Raw genomic sequence first — 14,470 nt, 5'->3', positions numbered from 1 at the left:
GAATTGCCATTAATTTTAAGGACTTGCGATGACTGTCCGGTCGCGTTCAAAGCCGCGGGCCAGCAGAGTTTGAAACATTTTGGCGCATTTATTGCGTGCAGAATCTGGAACGCCCTGTTGGTTTCTTTTTACGAGAAGGAAAACCAGGCAGGTCGGACGCAATCGCTTTCCTCGCAAAGGTAGTTCCGATGAGCAGTACCCCAAGCTCCAATGGCCTCGAACAGGGGCTCAAACCGCGTCATGTGACCATGTTGTCGATCGCCGGTGTGATCGGCGCCGGTCTGTTCGTTGGCTCCGGCCACGCCATCGCTGCCGCCGGCCCTGCCGTGCTGCTGGCCTACGCCGCCGCCGGTACCCTGGTGGTGCTGGTGATGCGCATGCTCGGTGAAATGGCTGTCGCTTCGCCCGACACCGGCTCGTTCTCCACGTACGCCGACCGTGCCATCGGGCACTGGGCCGGCTTCACCATCGGCTGGTTGTACTGGTGGTTCTGGGTATTGGTGATTCCATTGGAAGCCAACGCTGCCGCGACCATCCTGCATGCCTGGTTTCCGAGCGTGGAGATCTGGGCCTTTGCCTTGGTCATCACCATGTTGCTCACGGTGACCAACCTGTTCAGCGTGAAAAACTACGGTGAGTTCGAATTCTGGTTTGCCCTGATCAAAGTCCTGGCGATCATCGGCTTCATCATCCTCGGCCTCGCGGCGATCTTCGGCTTCCTGCCGAACAGTCAGGTCAGCGGCGTTTCGCACTTGTTCGACTCCGGCGGCTTCCTGCCAAACGGCATGGGCGCGGTGCTGGGCGCGATCCTGACTACCATGTTCTCGTTCATGGGTACCGAAATCGTGACCATCGCGGCCGCGGAATCGAAGAACCCGGGCAAGCAGATTTCCAAGGCCACCAACTCGGTGATCTGGCGGATCGGCCTGTTCTACCTCGTCTCGATCTTCATCGTTGTGGCCCTGGTGCCGTGGAACGATCCTACGCTGGCCAACCTCGGTTCCTACCAGACCGTGCTTGAGCGCATGGGCATTCCGAACGCGAAAATGATTGTCGACATCGTGGTTCTGGTTGCGGTCACCAGCTGCCTGAACTCGGCGCTGTACACCTCGTCGCGCATGCTGTTCTCCCTCGGCAAGCGCGGTGACGCACCGGCGATGTCGACTCGGGTCAACAAAAGCGGTACGCCTTACTGGGCTGTCATGCTGTCGACCGGCGCGGCGTTCCTCTGCACCTTCGCCAACTATGTGGCCCCGGCTGCCGTGTTCGAATTCCTGCTGGCCAGCTCCGGCGCCATCGCATTGCTGGTGTACCTGGTGATCGCGTTTTCGCAACTGCGCATGCGGAAACAACGCATGGCCCGCGGCGAGAAAATCGTCTTCAGCATGTGGCTGTTCCCGGGCCTGACCTACGCGGTGATCATCTTCATCGTCGCGGCCCTGACCATCATGCTGTTCCAGGAAGCCCACCGCGTGGAAATCCTCGCAACCGGCCTGCTGAGCCTCATGGTCGTTGCCGCCGGCCTGCTGGTGGCACGCCGCCGCAAGCTGGAAAACCGTGGTGCGGTGGTGTTGAACTGATCCGCAACGCGTAATGCAAAACGGCCGCTGTCAGTGATGACGAGCGGCCGTTTTTGTTTGTGCTGCCGGTGGCGAAACATCGCCACATATCCGTAATCAGCTTTGTTCTCGCAAGAGCATAAAGTCTGAGCTGCCTTTCTCTTCGTCGAACCATTCATCCCAAGTTGTTTCCTTGGGAGTTTTAACGGTTTTGCTTTGGAGGGTCGCAGCTGAGTCTTCTGATTTCGGCAATTGTCCATCCTTGCATGAAGCTGTCTTCTTCACCTGACCTCCTTTTTTGATCGTGCGTGAATGTCAGGTGCAAAAAGTTACTCGGCTTTGGGGGCGCTGTCCTCCAGCGACTTGCCGTAAGTATCCAGCGCAATCCCGAAATCGGTGATGAATTGTGGCTCGGTCAGCCAGGCCTGGGCGGTTTCGATGTCCATGCCGTCGGCCCACATGCGGTAGTCGATCAGCATGTCGGCGGCCAGGTGAGTGGCGGCCATGCCTTCGTTCTCGGCGTTTTCCATGTCCAGCAGCTCCGGATGGTCAACGATGATGAACGCCAGTTCGCGCAGCAGGGTCAGCAGCATTTCGTTGCGACTGACGGCTTCGGCGTCGCGCATTTTGCTGAACATCGCCAGGGTGTATTCCGGGATCGGCTCGTCCAGATGCCCGAGGTTGTCGTCCTGGTCCAGCGGTTTACGGCCGACCATGCGGATGTGCTTGGCTTTGGCCTTGGCACGTTTGGCGCGTTTCTGTTGCTTGTTCAGGGATGCCATGGGAACTCAGTTCTTCTGTTGGGTGTGTGCGGCGATCGCGTCGGAGGCCGCCACATAGTCGGCCTGGAAGGCCGGGGATTCGATCCACGCCAGGGCACCGGCTTCGTCGGTTTCTTGCGACCACTGGCGATACTCGATCAGCGCGGCGAGGATGAAATCCATTGCGCCTTCTTCGCCTTCCTGCTCGTAGACCAGTTCCAGCAGCGGGTCTTCGAGGAATGCGCTGCACATGGCTTGCTGGCTGATCTTCTCGGCGTCGATCATTTTCTTGAACAGCTCGGTCAGGTCCACCGACTCGAAGTCGATACGGTCATCGTTCGGGTCCAGTTCGAGCGGCGCCTCGGCGCGTTTGGTGCGGTTCTGCTTGGCCTTGGTCTTGGCCCGGGCGGCGCGTTTTTGCTGCTTGTTGGCGGAGGCCATGGTGTGTTCCATCGTGCGTTGAGAGGGCTCAGCTGCGTGGCACTGGCCGCCCGGGTGCAGCGGGTGGCAGTTCGCCGGTTTGCAGCCAGGTCAGAGCGATGGGCCATAGTGTGGCTTGGTATGCGCTACGAAAAAAGGCGAAATGTCCGACTTGTTGTTCGCCGATGTCCTGCGGCTCGATGCGCAAGTGGGTTTTGTGCGCATGGCTGAAGTAGTCGAGCAGGCGTTCGATGGCAGGGATCGTACCGTACGGGTCGTCGCTGATGCTGATCGCCAAGGTCTTTGCGCGGACGTTGGCGAATGGCAGGCGGCCGCTTGTCTTCAGCAGTCGGCGGCCGCTCGGACGCTGCTCGTAGCGCGCGGCAGGCGTGCTCCAGTCGCGTACGACGCCTGCTGGCGTGTCCTCCAGCCAGCCAAGGCGTTTGCCCGGGAAATAGCCACAGAGGCGCGTCAGAAGCGGCATCAGCACATGCCATTTGCCGAACATGCGCCAGCGCTGTTCCGGCGCATAGTCACGCCAGTAAGCGAACTGTGCACCGACCATCACCAGCCGACGAATGACCTGCCCGGACTCGCCCAGTCCCGCCGCGCAACCGCCGAAACTGTGGCCAACCACATCGATTGGCTGGCCGGGGAGCTCTCGTTGCGCGCGCTTGAGCATCGCCTCGAAATCCAGCGCGCCCCAGTCGGTCCATGAAGCCTCAAGGCCTCTCAGGGTTGCCGGACGCGATTCGCCGATGCCTCGGTAGTCGTAGGTGATCACGTCGAAGCCGTTGGCGAACAGGTAATCGGCGAAGCGCGAGTAATGTCGGCAGCGTACCGAGGTGGCGGCGTTGATGATGACTACCGGGCGTTGCGCATCGGGCAGGGCGTGACGCCAGGTGAAGCCGCCGAGCATAAAGCCATCGGCGGCAGCTTCTTTGAAAGGTTCGCTCACGGTTGCTGTGTCGGGCGTAAACGCGGGACTGCGTGAATTCATATGGACTTGGCCTTGGCGAAGACGGATCGAGAATGAGCCTCAACGCCGGGCTGCGCAATCACTCGGAACGCAGTGCGTTCCGGATTGAAGGTTGGCGACTCTGTAAATTCGAGCCGCAGTGCGTCTCGAATTAGTCCCTTTCGCACCCTGGCCAAGTGCCAATCATTCTAAAACACGTACTTCCCTGGCCGGATCAAATAAGGAGTAACGGTTGGGCTCTACAAGAGCCCGGGAGTCGTCATCATGAAACGCGTTCTTTCATTCCTGCTGCCCATCGCGGCGGTGGCGGCATTGGCTTTTCCGGCGATGTTGCAGGCGGCCAATCTCGACCCGATCGACAGTGCCGGTGTGCAAGTCCAGCAACAACAGCAAAACGGCATCAACTACCTGTCCGGCGGGATCGGCCTGGACGAGTCAAAAGCCATTCAACAATCCACTGGTTACAACCTGCATATGACGTTCGCGGTGGGCGCGCAAGACCAGTACACCGCTGATGTCGATGTGGTGATTCAAAAGTCGCCGGGGCAGACCGTACTGACCCTCAGCCAAACGGGTCCGCTGCTCTACGTGCAATTGCCACCCGGTAAGTACACGGTGGTCGCCACGCGCAATGGCGAAACGCGGCGTGACGTGACAGACGTTGGCAGCGGTACTGCGCGCAATCTGGTGTTCCATTGGAATGACGCTGGATAACGTTGGGTGTAATTGAGCGTCGAGGCGCGGGTAAAATCCCGCGCCTTCCTTTACCCCCGCCTGCGCTTGGCCTTCTGCTTGTCACCGGGCTCGCGCGCCATTCGGTGAATCCACAATCCGATCCAGCCGACGGCTATCAGGAACAGAGTGCCGACGCACTGCGACACGATCTCGAACCAGAACATTCGGGGTTGCTGCGCCAGGGTGTAGGTATGGCGTGGGCCGGATCGGTTCCAGGTGGTGATGGAGCCGCTCATCAAACTGTGGATGATCAGATAAGTCGACGCGGCGATGAGGAAGGTGATCAGTATGCCGACCAGTATCATCAGCCAGAATGCAATCCGGCTCTGGCGATAGGGTGGCGGATGGGGCAGGGGCACGCGGGTTCTTTTCTGGTTCATCGAGCGGATGACCCTCTTCCATAAGGTGCGGCCAAAGTAGCGCGGATCGCCTTTGTTCGAAACCCGTCGCGCATTTGCGCAGCCCAGGAAAAAGGCTGGAATGAGCCAGCATCAAATCGCAGGCATAAAAAAACCCTGAATCTTGCGATTCAGGGTTTTCGGTATTTGGTGCCCAGAGACGGAATCGAACCGCCGACACGGGGATTTTCAATCCCCTGCTCTACCGACTGAGCTATCTGGGCAACGGGGCGCATTAAAAGGGTTTTTCGGATTTACGTCAACGACTTTTTTAAAATTTCTTAAATTAATTCCGTCGCTTACGATCCGACCCCCGATTTTGCAGGTTTACTCTGCAGGCGGAACGTAACCTTCGGCCTTGGCGTATTCCTCGCCGGAGAAGTACTTGTCCATTTCGCCCTGAAGGTATTTGCGGTCTTCGGCATTCATCATGTTCAGGCGCTTTTCGTTGATCAGCAGGGTCTGGTGTTTCTGCCAGTCAGCCCAGGCCTTGGCCGAGACGTGGTCAAGAATGTCCTGACCTTTGGCGCCCGGGAAAGGAGCGCGTTCCAGCGCGGGCAATTCTTCTTTGTACTTGCGGCACATGATGGTGCGGGTCATGACGACTCTCCTGCGTTCAATACGGCGGCCGCGCGCTCGAGCAAGGTTTTGACCGGGGCAGCAAGGCCCAGGCGCGGCGGGGTGGCGAGGTTATACCAGAGCCAGTCGGCCTCGGCCACGTGATGGGTGGCCTCCTGTACCTGAACCAGCCAGGGTTCGATGGACAGCTGGAAATGGCTGAAGGTGTGAACGAGGCTTGGCAGCGCCTGCTGCTCGCCCATGGTCAGCGAGTGCTGATCGGCCAGATGTTGCAGGTCGTCGAGATCGTCGAGTTCCGGCAGGCTCCACAAACCGCCCCACAGACCGCTGGAGGGACGGCGATAAAGCAGGATCGCGCCGTCGCCATTGGCGAGCATCGGCATCAGCGTGCGTTTTTGCGGTATCGCTTTGCGCGGTTTGGGGATCGGGTAGCGCGTCTCCAGCCCGAGCATATGCGCCTCGCAACCCTTTTCCAGCGGACACAGCAGGCAGCTGGGTTTGCTGCGCGTGCACAGCGTGGCGCCGAGATCCATCATCGCCTGGGTGTAGGCGTTGACTCGATCATGCGGCGTGAAACGCTCTGCGTTGGCCCACAGCTGTCTGGCAACCTTCGGTTCACCCGGGTAACCCTCTTGCGCAGTAAAACGCGCCAGAACGCGTTTGACGTTGCCATCGAGGATCGGCGCGCGCAGGCCCATGCTGATGCTGGCGATGGCGCCGGCGGTGGACAGGCCGATGCCCGGCAGATCTGTCAGCTTTTCGACGTCCCGCGGAAATTCGCCGCCGTACTGGCTGACGACGATCTTTGCGGTCTTCTGCAAATTGCGCGCGCGGGTGTAGTAACCCAGCCCCGTCCACAGATGCAGCACTTCGTCCTCCGGCGCCTCGGCCAGCGCTTGCACCGTTGGCAGCGCGGTCATGAAACGGTCGAAGTAATTGAGCACGGTGCTGACCTGGGTCTGCTGCAACATGATCTCCGACACCCACACCCGATACGGGTTGATGTCCTGCTGCCAAGGCAAATCGTGGCGGCCGTGGCGGTCGAACCATTCCAGCACCGCGGTGGAAAACTGCTCCGCTCTCATCGCTTGAACAGCCCCTTCAATGCGTTTTTCAATTCCGGGCTGACCTTGTCGCCGAGTTTTTCATCGATCTTCTCGCTGAGTTTGTCTCCGGCCATTTTGGTCGCGACCTGGCCGAGGCGTTCGTTATCCACACGGCAGGCCTTGGCGCCCAGCTCCAGCGGACCACGGCAGCGCAGCGGCCACTCGATGCCGACGAATTTCTCGCCGACCTGACAGGCCGGATCCGGCATGGCGCTGGTATCGCCTTCGACGATGATGCCGACGCGGTAATCCATGCCCAGCACGCGCAGGTCGATGTCGCCGTCGCCGTTGACGGTCATGCCGGGGATGCGCACCTTGAGGTCCGGGTTGCTCGCCACGCCGTTGCGCAAGGTCAGGTTGCCCTTGAGTTCCTGGAACGGTGTGTCCTTGCCCCGTGGCTCGCCGCTGAGGGTTTTGCGGTTAAGCGTGGCGATGCCTTTGCACAGTTGCTGTTCAAGGTTGGCGTTGAGCAGCACGCCGTTGTTGATCACGAAACTGGCGTTGCCGTTGAGGGTTTCGATCAGCGCCTGCTGGCTGTTGCCGCTGCCGGTGAGACTGCTGGTCAGTGTGACCAGACCTTTGACTGGCGGGTTCTTGCCCTGGCTTTCGAGGATTTTCTCCACCGGCACGCGGTTGATCCGGGTTTGCAGATTCAACACTGGCGCGCTTGGACGCACATCGAGGGTGCCCTTGGCTTCGAAGTCGCCGTTGTACAGCCCGCCGCGCAGGTTTTCCAGGGTCAGCAGGCCGCCCTGGCCGGTGGCTTTGAGCGCGGCGTTCTGGATCGGCAGTTTATCGAGGGTCAGTTGGCCGAAGCTCAGATCGGCATCAACGTCGAGTTTGGCCAGGCGCTCGACCGGCAACAGGCGCTCGGTGCTCCAGGCGCTTTTACTCGGCTTGTCCGGCAGCGGTGTGCTGCCGGCGCCGGCCATGGCATCGGCTTCGGTGCTGGCGACTTCGGCCTGACGCACTTGCGTGGCGTTTTTGGCTTTTTCCGATTTCGGCGGCAGGTAGCGGTCGACATCAAACGTGTCAGCCTTGAGGATCGCCCGCAGCGACTGCTTGGCGAAGTCCTCAACGGCAATGCGTCCGCTGAAGCTGCTGTCGTCGAGTTTCAGGTTGATGTTGTCGAAGGCCACGCTGGTGGGCGTCGCGGCCACGCGGCTGACCAGCTCGACCTTGCTCAGGCTGCCGGGCGCCATCGCTGGCAGTGTCTGGCCGATGCTGTCGACGAACTTGGCCAGATCGAACTGGGCGATCGAGATACCGCCAGTGATCTGCGGAGTCTTGTCGAGGTCGTTGGCTTTCAGCTCACCCAAGGCGCGCAACTGGTTGGCAGATATCTTGATCCCGGTCCATTCGGCGACGTTCGCTGCCTTGTCCAGCAAGATCTGCCCTTGGGCGGAGAAGGTCATGGCCTTGCCCTGCAGCGGGTCGCCAGTCAGTTCGCCGGACAACTTCATGTCTTCGAACTTGTAACGTTGCAATGCACGCTCGATGCGCAACTCGCCATTGAGTTCGGTACGCACGCGCAGCACAGGCTGATTGGTGCTGAGGAACGCCGTGGCTTTCAGCGGAATGTTGGTCGAGTCGTGTACCGCACCGGTGCTCAGCTGGATGCTTTCGGCGCTGTACTGTTTGCCGGTCTGCTCGTCGTTGTATTCAACCCGGGCGTTGTTGACGGTCAGGCTGTCGATGTCGAGGCGGATCGGCTGCGGCGGTTTTTCCGGCTGGGCGGAGGCCTCTGCGACAGGCGGGCTGGCTGGCGCAGGGCTGCCGGCAGGCACGGCAGGAGGCGGCAGCTTGCCGATGTCTTCCCAGTTGCCGTGGCCGGACTTGTCGCGTTTCAGGCGCAGGTTCAGGCCTTCGACACGCACGTCGCTCATCTGCACTTCGCGGCGCAGCAATGGCAGCACGCGCACGGACAGGCCAAGCATTTGCAGATCGGCATACGGCTCGGTCGGATTGATCAGGGTGGCGATGCTGGCTTCATGCAGTTCCAGGCCAAGCCACGGGAACAGGCTCCAGCCGATATCGCCATTGAGCGTCAGCTCGATGTGGGCCTTGTCGCGGGCTATCTGGCGAATCTCGTCTTTGTAGTCGTTGGGATCAAACAGGTGGGTCAGGGCGAAGCCCGCCGCCACAATGATCAGCAACAGCCCGAGAAGTACCAGACCCAGGATTTTGCCGAACGCTTTCATGGGCGAGTCCTTGTAGTTAGTCGAATTCGTAATTTAGCCGGGGAGTATAGCGCTGGATCCGCCCGGTTCGGGGCGCAGTCATGTCGCGAGGACGTCCAGCGGCACTTGCAATTTGATGGCCAGCGCCTGGATTTCAAGGTGCCCGGCCGGTGCGCGCAGGCGTAGTTGTGCACCCGCTTGCGACGCCATTTTCTGCGCTTGGTTCACCAGACGCTCGGCCACCCCACGGCGCCGGGTGACTTTTCGTACACACAAATGTGACAAATACCAAACCCGGTCGTGCCTTGTCAGGCGAGCTGCGCCCAGCAGGCGATCATTGAAACGTCCTGCAATCAAAGAGCTGTCAGCCAGGCTGTTTTCGATCAGTTGAGCGTCCCCGGAATACGGTGCGAACAGCCATTGCGGGGCGTCCCGATAGATTTTCTGCAGATCCTGTTGATCCTGGTAACTGGCATCGTGCAGCGCTTGGACAACGATCGGCATGGCTTTTTCCTGTGGGGGACGAGATCAGATGACATGAAAAAGGTGATATCAGTTTGGTTTTTCTGTCACGTGCAAATGGTAACCTTCGCCGGTTCGTCCGTCCTTCTGCGACTTAACGTCGCGCCTTCAAGGAGCTTCACCCGAAAAAACGGTCATGCCTGCGTGCATAAAGGCCGAGGGTGGGCAGTGGCTGGCGAACCATACTAATAATTGGGGGATACACAATGAGCACGAGCATCACGGCGGACGGCCTTCGCGCCGACCAGCCTGCGTTCCTGTCCAAGGAACGCATTATCGCCAAGCCCGGTTTCAACCGTTGGCTGGTTCCACCGGCCGCTCTGGCCATTCACCTGTGCATCGGCATGGCCTACGGTTTCTCGGTGTTCTGGTTGCCGCTGTCCAAGGCGCTGGGCGTCACGGCTCCGGTGGCTTGCGCACCGGACATGAGCTTCATCGCTCAGGTCTTCTCTTCGCAATGCGACTGGCCGATCTCCATGCTCGGCTGGATCTACACCCTGTTCTTCATCTTCCTCGGCTGCTCGGCCGCGATCTGGGGTGGCTGGCTGGAACACGCCGGGCCACGCAAGGCCGGTGTGGTTTCGGCGCTGTGCTGGTGCGGCGGTCTGCTGATCTCGGCACTGGGGATTTATACCCACCAGATCTGGCTGATGTGGATCGGCTCCGGCGTGATCGGCGGTATCGGTCTGGGCCTGGGCTATATCTCGCCGGTGTCGACCCTGATCAAGTGGTTCCCGGACAAGCGCGGCATGGCGACCGGCATGGCGATCATGGGTTTCGGCGGCGGCGCGATGGTCGGTGCACCGTTGGCGACTGCGCTGATGAGCCACTTCGCTTCGCCTGCCGGAGTCGGCGTCTGGCAGAGCTTCGTGGCCATGGCCGCGATCTACTTCGTGTTCATGATCGGTGGCGCGCTGGCCTACCGCGTGCCGCCAACCGGGTGGAAGCCTGAAGGCTGGACCGCTCCGGCGAAAAAAGCCTCGAACTCGATGATCACTCACCGTCACGTCCACGTGAATGTGGCGTGGAAAACCCCGCAGTTCCGTCTGGTGTGGCTGGTGCTGTGCCTGAACGTATCGGCCGGTATCGGCATCCTCGGCATGGCTTCGCCACTGCTGCAGGAAGTGTTCGGCGGCAAGCTGCTGGGCGTTGACGTGCCGTTCGGTCAACTGGACGCCGGGCAACTGGCTTCGATCGCCGCGATTGCTGCCGGCTTCACCGGTCTGCTGAGCCTGTTCAACATCGGTGGCCGCTTCTTCTGGGCCTCGTTCTCGGACTACCTGGGTCGCAAAAACACTTACTTCGTGTTCTTCGCCCTCGGTTTTGCCCTGTACGCGCTGATCCCGAACATGGGCCATCTGGGCAACGTAGCGCTGTTCGTGGCGGCGTTCTGCATCATCCTGTCGATGTACGGCGGTGGTTTTGCGACCGTTCCGGCGTATCTGGCCGACCTGTTCGGCACACAAATGGTCGGTGCGATCCATGGTCGCCTGCTGACCGCCTGGGCTGCGGCCGGCGTGCTCGGTCCGGTGCTGGTGAACTACCTGCGTGAGTATCAGTTGAGCATCGGCGTTGAACGCGCGGCCGCTTACGACATCACCTTGTACATCCTCGCCGGCCTGCTGGTGCTGGGCTTCCTGTGCAACCTGCTGGTGCGTCCGGTGGCCGACAAGTACTTCATGACCGACGCCGAACTGGCCGCCGAACAGGCGCTGGGCCACGACAAAGGTGCTGATGCAAGTACTGTGCTGGAGTGGAAAGCCGCGCCGGGCAGCAAGCCGCTGGCAATCGCCGCGTGGCTGGTGGTGGGCATTCCGTTGGCGTGGGGTGTGTGGGTAACCCTGCAGAAGACGGCGGTACTGTTTCACTAAGTATGGGTAATACGCAGTACCCCTGTGGGAGCGAGCCTGCTCGCGAAGACGGACTGTCAGTTGCCATAAGTGTTGGCTGACTCACCGCATTCGCGAGCAGGCTCGCTCCCACATTTGTTTTCGGGGTGCCTGTAATGGCTTGTATGGACATGTCTACCCGCGACAGCCGGGGCTTCTGTCCGTCAGGCATATCACGTCGCGTGTTTCTGTTTCGGCCCCGCGTGCCTATAATGGCTGCCTTTTTCGCCCAATGATTTTGCGGAGCTGGTGATGGCCGAACGTAAGGCGTCTGTCGAGCGCGACACTCTGGAAACCCAGATCAAAGCCTCGATCAACCTTGATGGCACCGGAAAGGCCCGATTCGATATCGGTGTTCCTTTTCTTGAGCACATGCTGGATCAGATCGCCCGTCACGGGTTGATCGACCTGGATATTGAATGCAAGGGCGATCTGCATATCGACGACCACCATACCGTGGAAGACGTCGGTATCACCCTCGGCCAGGCCTTCGCCAAAGCCATCGGCGACAAGAAAGGCATCCGTCGCTACGGTCACGCCTACGTGCCGCTCGATGAAGCGCTGTCGCGCGTGGTGATCGATTTCTCCGGCCGCCCGGGCCTGCAGATGCACGTGCCGTACACCCGCGCCACTGTGGGCGGCTTCGACGTCGACCTGTTCCAGGAATTCTTCCAGGGCTTCGTCAACCACGCGCTGGTCAGCCTGCACATCGACAACCTGCGTGGCACCAATACCCACCACCAGATCGAAACCGTGTTCAAGGCATTCGGCCGCGCGCTGCGCATGGCCGTCGAGCTGGATGAGCGCATGGCCGGGCAAATGCCATCGACCAAAGGCGTTCTGTAATGCAGACGGTTGCAGTTATCGACTACGGCATGGGCAACCTGCACTCGGTGGCCAAGGCCCTCGAGCACGTGGGCGCCGGCAAGGTGCTGATCACCAGCGATGCGGACGTGATCCGTGAAGCCGACCGCGTGGTATTCCCGGGCGTTGGCGCGATTCGCGACTGCATGGCGGAGATCCGTCGCCTCGGTTTCGACGCGCTGGTGCGTGAAGTCAGCCAGGATCGTCCGTTCCTCGGCATCTGTGTCGGCATGCAAGCCCTGCTCGACAGCAGCGAAGAGAACGACGGCGTCGACTGCATCGGCCTGTTCCCGGGCGCGGTTAAGTTCTTCGGCAAAGACCTGCATGAAGACGGCGAGCATCTGAAAGTCCCGCACATGGGCTGGAACGAGGTGCAGCAGAAGGTCAGCCACCCGCTGTGGCACGACATTCCGGACATGGCGCGTTTCTACTTCGTGCACAGCTACTACATCGCCGCCGCCAACGCGCGGCAGGTAGTCGGTAGCGGTCATTACGGGATCGATTTCGCTGCCGCGCTGGCCGATGGCTCGCGTTTCGCTGTGCAGTTCCACCCGGAGAAGAGCCATACCCATGGCCTGCAATTGCTGCAGAACTTCGCCGCGTGGGACGGTCGCTGGTAAATGGCTGCCAGGAAATCCAAGCCGCCGATCCTGACCCTCACTCCCGAACAGGAGAGCGAGGCCAATCGCAAGATTCAGCGGTTCATGGAGGATCGGTTCGAACTCGACCTGGGTTCGTTCGAAGCGGCGGAAATTCTTGAGCTGTTTACCCGCGAAATTGCTCCGCACTATTACAACAGGGCGATTTTCGATGTGCAGACCCACCTCAAAGAGCGGTTTGAAAGCATCGAAAGCGACCTGTGGGCGCTCGAGAAAAACTGATTTTCGAGCCAAGCTGAACATTCAAATTTGAAGGTTTGCCAGATGCTGATTATTCCCGCTATCGATCTTAAAGACGGTGCCTGCGTACGTCTGCGCCAGGGCCGCATGGAAGATTCCACAGTGTTCTCCGATGACCCGGTGAGCATGGCTGCCAAGTGGGTGGAGGGCGGTTGCCGCCGTCTGCATCTGGTCGATCTGAACGGCGCATTCGAAGGCCAGCCGGTCAACGGCGAAGTGGTGACCGCGATTGCCAAACGCTACCCGAACCTGCCGATCCAGATCGGCGGCGGCATTCGCTCGCTGGAAACCATCGAGCACTACGTCAAGGCGGGCGTGAGCTACGTGATCATCGGCACCAAAGCCGTTAAAGATCCGGCGTTCGTTGCTGAGGCCTGCCGCGCGTTCCCGGGCAAGATCATTGTCGGCCTGGATGCCAAAGACGGGTTCGTCGCCACCGACGGCTGGGCTGAAATCAGCACCGTGCAAGTCATCGATCTGGCCAAGCAGTTTGAAGCCGACGGTGTGTCCTCGATCGTTTATACCGACATCGCCAAAGACGGCATGATGCAGGGCTGCAACGTACCGTTCACCGCTGCGCTGGCTGCTGCGACGAAGATCCCGGTGATTGCTTCCGGCGGTATCCACAATCTGGGTGACATCAAGTCGCTGCTCGACGCCAAGGCGCCGGGCATCATTGGCGCAATCACTGGCCGGGCGATCTACGAAGGCACCCTCGACGTCGCCGAAGCGCAAGCTTTCTGCGATTCGTACCAAGGCTGAGGACTGACCATGGCGCTGGCCAAACGCATCATCCCTTGCCTGGACGTGGACAACGGCCGGGTCGTCAAAGGTGTGAAGTTCGAGAACATCCGCGATGCCGGCGATCCGGTGGAAATCGCCCGTCGTTATGACGAGCAGGGTGCCGACGAGATTACCTTTCTCGACATCACCGCCAGCGTCGATGGCCGCGACACCACGCTGCATACCGTCGAGCGCATGGCCAGCCAGGTGTTCATTCCGCTGACCGTGGGCGGCGGCGTGCGCACCGTGCAGGACATCCGCAACCTGCTCAACGCCGGTGCGGACAAGGTCTCGATCAATACCGCGGCGGTGTTCAACCCGGAATTCGTCGGTGAAGCGGCGCAGCATTTCGGCTCGCAATGCATCGTCGTCGCTATCGACGCGAAGAAGGTCTCCGGCCCGGGCGAAACCCCGCGTTGGGAAATCTTCACCCACGGCGGGCGCAAGCCGACCGGTCTCGATGCAGTCGAGTGGGCGAAGAAGATGGAAGGCCTCGGTGCCGGTGAGATCCTGCTGACCAGCATGGATCAGGACGGCATGAAAAACGGCTTCGACCTCGGCGTGACTCGCGCGATCAGCGATGCGCTGGGCATTCCGGTGATCGCTTCCGGCGGTGTCGGCAACCTGCAGCATCTGGCCGACGGCATCCTCGAAGGCCACGCCAGCGCGGTGCTGGCGGCGAGTATTTTCCACTTCGGCGAATACACCGTACAGGAAGCGAAAGCGTACATGGCCAAACGCGGCATTGTGATGCGCTAAACCGTACAGGCCAGTGGACAGCATGGCGTACCCAAGG

General features: G+C 60.4%; 17 protein-coding genes and 1 tRNA gene. 8 read left to right on the top strand and 10 right to left on the bottom strand.

The genetic code is table 11. From position 1 onward, the window contains the following. Positions 1–188: 188 nt before the first annotated feature. Positions 189–1,580: a GABA permease gene (gene gabP / locus L6D63_RS01835; RefSeq protein WP_041071354.1), complete on the top strand. Its 1,392-nt coding sequence runs from the start codon at positions 189–191 to the stop codon at positions 1,578–1,580. Positions 1,581–1,676: 96 nt separating this feature from the next. On the opposite strand, the gene L6D63_RS01830 is transcribed toward gabP, so the two are convergent. The 4 genes from L6D63_RS01830 to L6D63_RS01815 are packed head-to-tail and all read right to left on the bottom strand — an operon-like array spanning position 1,677 to position 3,740. Further along, positions 1,677–1,844: an AbrB/MazE/SpoVT family DNA-binding domain-containing protein gene (locus L6D63_RS01830; RefSeq protein ID WP_179294949.1), complete on the bottom strand. Its 168-nt coding sequence runs from the start codon at positions 1,842–1,844 to the stop codon at positions 1,677–1,679. Positions 1,845–1,888: 44 nt separating this feature from the next. Beyond that, positions 1,889–2,341, bottom strand: coding sequence for a hypothetical protein (locus L6D63_RS01825; protein ID WP_003220723.1), 453 nt, complete (start codon positions 2,339–2,341; stop codon positions 1,889–1,891). Between the two features lie 6 nt (positions 2,342–2,347). Then, a complete protein-coding gene (locus L6D63_RS01820) occupies positions 2,348–2,761 on the bottom strand; it encodes a hypothetical protein (RefSeq protein WP_041071360.1) in 414 nt (137 codons plus the stop codon). A gap of 28 nt (positions 2,762–2,789) precedes the next feature. Further along, positions 2,790–3,740 (bottom strand): alpha/beta hydrolase family protein, encoded by a 951-nt coding sequence (locus tag L6D63_RS01815; protein WP_131670897.1) that lies wholly within the window; start codon positions 3,738–3,740, stop codon positions 2,790–2,792. A 243-nt stretch (positions 3,741–3,983) separates the two neighbouring features. Between L6D63_RS01815 and L6D63_RS01810 the strand changes: the two genes are divergently transcribed. Continuing rightward, positions 3,984–4,433: a carboxypeptidase regulatory-like domain-containing protein gene (locus L6D63_RS01810; RefSeq protein ID WP_131670898.1), complete on the top strand. Its 450-nt coding sequence runs from the start codon at positions 3,984–3,986 to the stop codon at positions 4,431–4,433. 50 nt (positions 4,434–4,483) lie between these two features. On the opposite strand, the gene L6D63_RS01805 is transcribed toward L6D63_RS01810, so the two are convergent. The 6 genes from L6D63_RS01805 to L6D63_RS01780 all read right to left on the bottom strand — a co-directional run bounded on the left by L6D63_RS01805 (position 4,484) and on the right by L6D63_RS01780 (position 9,221). Then, positions 4,484–4,834, bottom strand: a complete 351-nt coding sequence (locus L6D63_RS01805) for a hypothetical protein (RefSeq protein ID WP_131670899.1) — start codon at positions 4,832–4,834, stop codon at positions 4,484–4,486. A 166-nt stretch (positions 4,835–5,000) separates the two neighbouring features. Further along, a tRNA-Phe gene (locus L6D63_RS01800) sits at positions 5,001–5,076 on the bottom strand. A gap of 103 nt (positions 5,077–5,179) precedes the next feature. Beyond that, on the bottom strand, positions 5,180–5,452 hold the full coding sequence (locus L6D63_RS01795; protein ID WP_095667785.1) for an oxidative damage protection protein: 273 nt from the start codon (positions 5,450–5,452) through the stop codon (positions 5,180–5,182). Continuing rightward, positions 5,449–6,516 (bottom strand): A/G-specific adenine glycosylase, encoded by a 1,068-nt coding sequence (mutY, locus tag L6D63_RS01790; RefSeq protein ID WP_131670900.1) that lies wholly within the window; start codon positions 6,514–6,516, stop codon positions 5,449–5,451. The genes L6D63_RS01795 and mutY overlap by 4 nt, the downstream gene beginning before the upstream one ends. Next, positions 6,513–8,738 carry an AsmA family protein gene (locus L6D63_RS01785; protein WP_121183229.1) on the bottom strand — a complete coding sequence of 742 codons (2,226 nt, stop codon included), beginning with the start codon at positions 8,736–8,738 and terminating at the stop codon, positions 6,513–6,515. The genes mutY and L6D63_RS01785 overlap by 4 nt, the downstream gene beginning before the upstream one ends. Before the next feature lie 78 nt (positions 8,739–8,816). Beyond that, positions 8,817–9,221 (bottom strand): acetyl-CoA sensor PanZ family protein, encoded by a 405-nt coding sequence (locus L6D63_RS01780; protein WP_047290849.1) that lies wholly within the window; start codon positions 9,219–9,221, stop codon positions 8,817–8,819. A 224-nt stretch (positions 9,222–9,445) separates the two neighbouring features. Here L6D63_RS01780 and L6D63_RS01775 point away from each other — a divergent pair, with 224 nt between their 5' ends. The 6 genes from L6D63_RS01775 to hisF all read left to right on the top strand — a co-directional run bounded on the left by L6D63_RS01775 (position 9,446) and on the right by hisF (position 14,433). Continuing rightward, the gene (locus L6D63_RS01775; RefSeq protein WP_131670902.1) at positions 9,446–11,110 is read left to right on the top strand and encodes an OFA family MFS transporter; all 1,665 of its coding nucleotides are present in this window, start codon (positions 9,446–9,448) and stop codon (positions 11,108–11,110) included. Between the two features lie 270 nt (positions 11,111–11,380). Next, positions 11,381–11,974, top strand: a complete 594-nt coding sequence (gene hisB, locus L6D63_RS01770) for an imidazoleglycerol-phosphate dehydratase HisB (RefSeq protein ID WP_007909204.1) — start codon at positions 11,381–11,383, stop codon at positions 11,972–11,974. Further along, entirely contained in the window at positions 11,974–12,612 is a 639-nt protein-coding gene (gene hisH / locus L6D63_RS01765; RefSeq protein ID WP_047290850.1) for an imidazole glycerol phosphate synthase subunit HisH, read from the top strand. The genes hisB and hisH overlap by 1 nt, the downstream gene beginning before the upstream one ends. Next, positions 12,613–12,873, top strand: a complete 261-nt coding sequence (locus L6D63_RS01760; RefSeq protein WP_041071393.1) for a DUF2164 domain-containing protein — start codon at positions 12,613–12,615, stop codon at positions 12,871–12,873. 42 nt (positions 12,874–12,915) lie between these two features. Further along, a complete protein-coding gene (hisA, locus tag L6D63_RS01755; RefSeq protein WP_095137961.1) occupies positions 12,916–13,653 on the top strand; it encodes a 1-(5-phosphoribosyl)-5-[(5-phosphoribosylamino)methylideneamino]imidazole-4-carboxamide isomerase in 738 nt (245 codons plus the stop codon). 9 nt (positions 13,654–13,662) lie between these two features. Continuing rightward, positions 13,663–14,433, top strand: a complete 771-nt coding sequence (gene hisF / locus L6D63_RS01750) for an imidazole glycerol phosphate synthase subunit HisF (protein ID WP_007909211.1) — start codon at positions 13,663–13,665, stop codon at positions 14,431–14,433. Positions 14,434–14,470 lie beyond the last annotated feature (37 nt).

This window comes from Pseudomonas parakoreensis, from assembly GCF_021602155.1.
In the GTDB taxonomy this organism is placed as follows: domain Bacteria; phylum Pseudomonadota; class Gammaproteobacteria; order Pseudomonadales; family Pseudomonadaceae; genus Aquipseudomonas; species Aquipseudomonas parakoreensis.
This window is presented reverse-complemented; position numbering and strand designations above follow the sequence as displayed.

Coding starts and splice junctions, on each gene's coding strand:
- mutY (WP_131670900.1), bottom strand. CDS start 6,516: ATGAGAGCGGAGCAGTTTTCCACCGCGGTGCTGGAATGGTTCGACCGC.
- hisF (WP_007909211.1), top strand. CDS start 13,663: ATGGCGCTGGCCAAACGCATCATCCCTTGCCTGGACGTGGACAACGGC.
- hisB (WP_007909204.1), top strand. CDS start 11,381: ATGGCCGAACGTAAGGCGTCTGTCGAGCGCGACACTCTGGAAACCCAG.
- L6D63_RS01820 (WP_041071360.1), bottom strand. CDS start 2,761: ATGGCCTCCGCCAACAAGCAGCAAAAACGCGCCGCCCGGGCCAAGACC.
- L6D63_RS01815 (WP_131670897.1), bottom strand. CDS start 3,740: ATGAATTCACGCAGTCCCGCGTTTACGCCCGACACAGCAACCGTGAGC.
- L6D63_RS01825 (WP_003220723.1), bottom strand. CDS start 2,341: ATGGCATCCCTGAACAAGCAACAGAAACGCGCCAAACGTGCCAAGGCC.
- L6D63_RS01795 (WP_095667785.1), bottom strand. CDS start 5,452: ATGACCCGCACCATCATGTGCCGCAAGTACAAAGAAGAATTGCCCGCG.
- L6D63_RS01810 (WP_131670898.1), top strand. CDS start 3,984: ATGAAACGCGTTCTTTCATTCCTGCTGCCCATCGCGGCGGTGGCGGCA.
- gabP (WP_041071354.1), top strand. CDS start 189: ATGAGCAGTACCCCAAGCTCCAATGGCCTCGAACAGGGGCTCAAACCG.
- L6D63_RS01805 (WP_131670899.1), bottom strand. CDS start 4,834: ATGAACCAGAAAAGAACCCGCGTGCCCCTGCCCCATCCGCCACCCTAT.
- hisH (WP_047290850.1), top strand. CDS start 11,974: ATGCAGACGGTTGCAGTTATCGACTACGGCATGGGCAACCTGCACTCG.
- hisA (WP_095137961.1), top strand. CDS start 12,916: ATGCTGATTATTCCCGCTATCGATCTTAAAGACGGTGCCTGCGTACGT.
- L6D63_RS01780 (WP_047290849.1), bottom strand. CDS start 9,221: ATGCCGATCGTTGTCCAAGCGCTGCACGATGCCAGTTACCAGGATCAA.
- L6D63_RS01775 (WP_131670902.1), top strand. CDS start 9,446: ATGAGCACGAGCATCACGGCGGACGGCCTTCGCGCCGACCAGCCTGCG.
- L6D63_RS01760 (WP_041071393.1), top strand. CDS start 12,613: ATGGCTGCCAGGAAATCCAAGCCGCCGATCCTGACCCTCACTCCCGAA.
- L6D63_RS01785 (WP_121183229.1), bottom strand. CDS start 8,738: ATGAAAGCGTTCGGCAAAATCCTGGGTCTGGTACTTCTCGGGCTGTTG.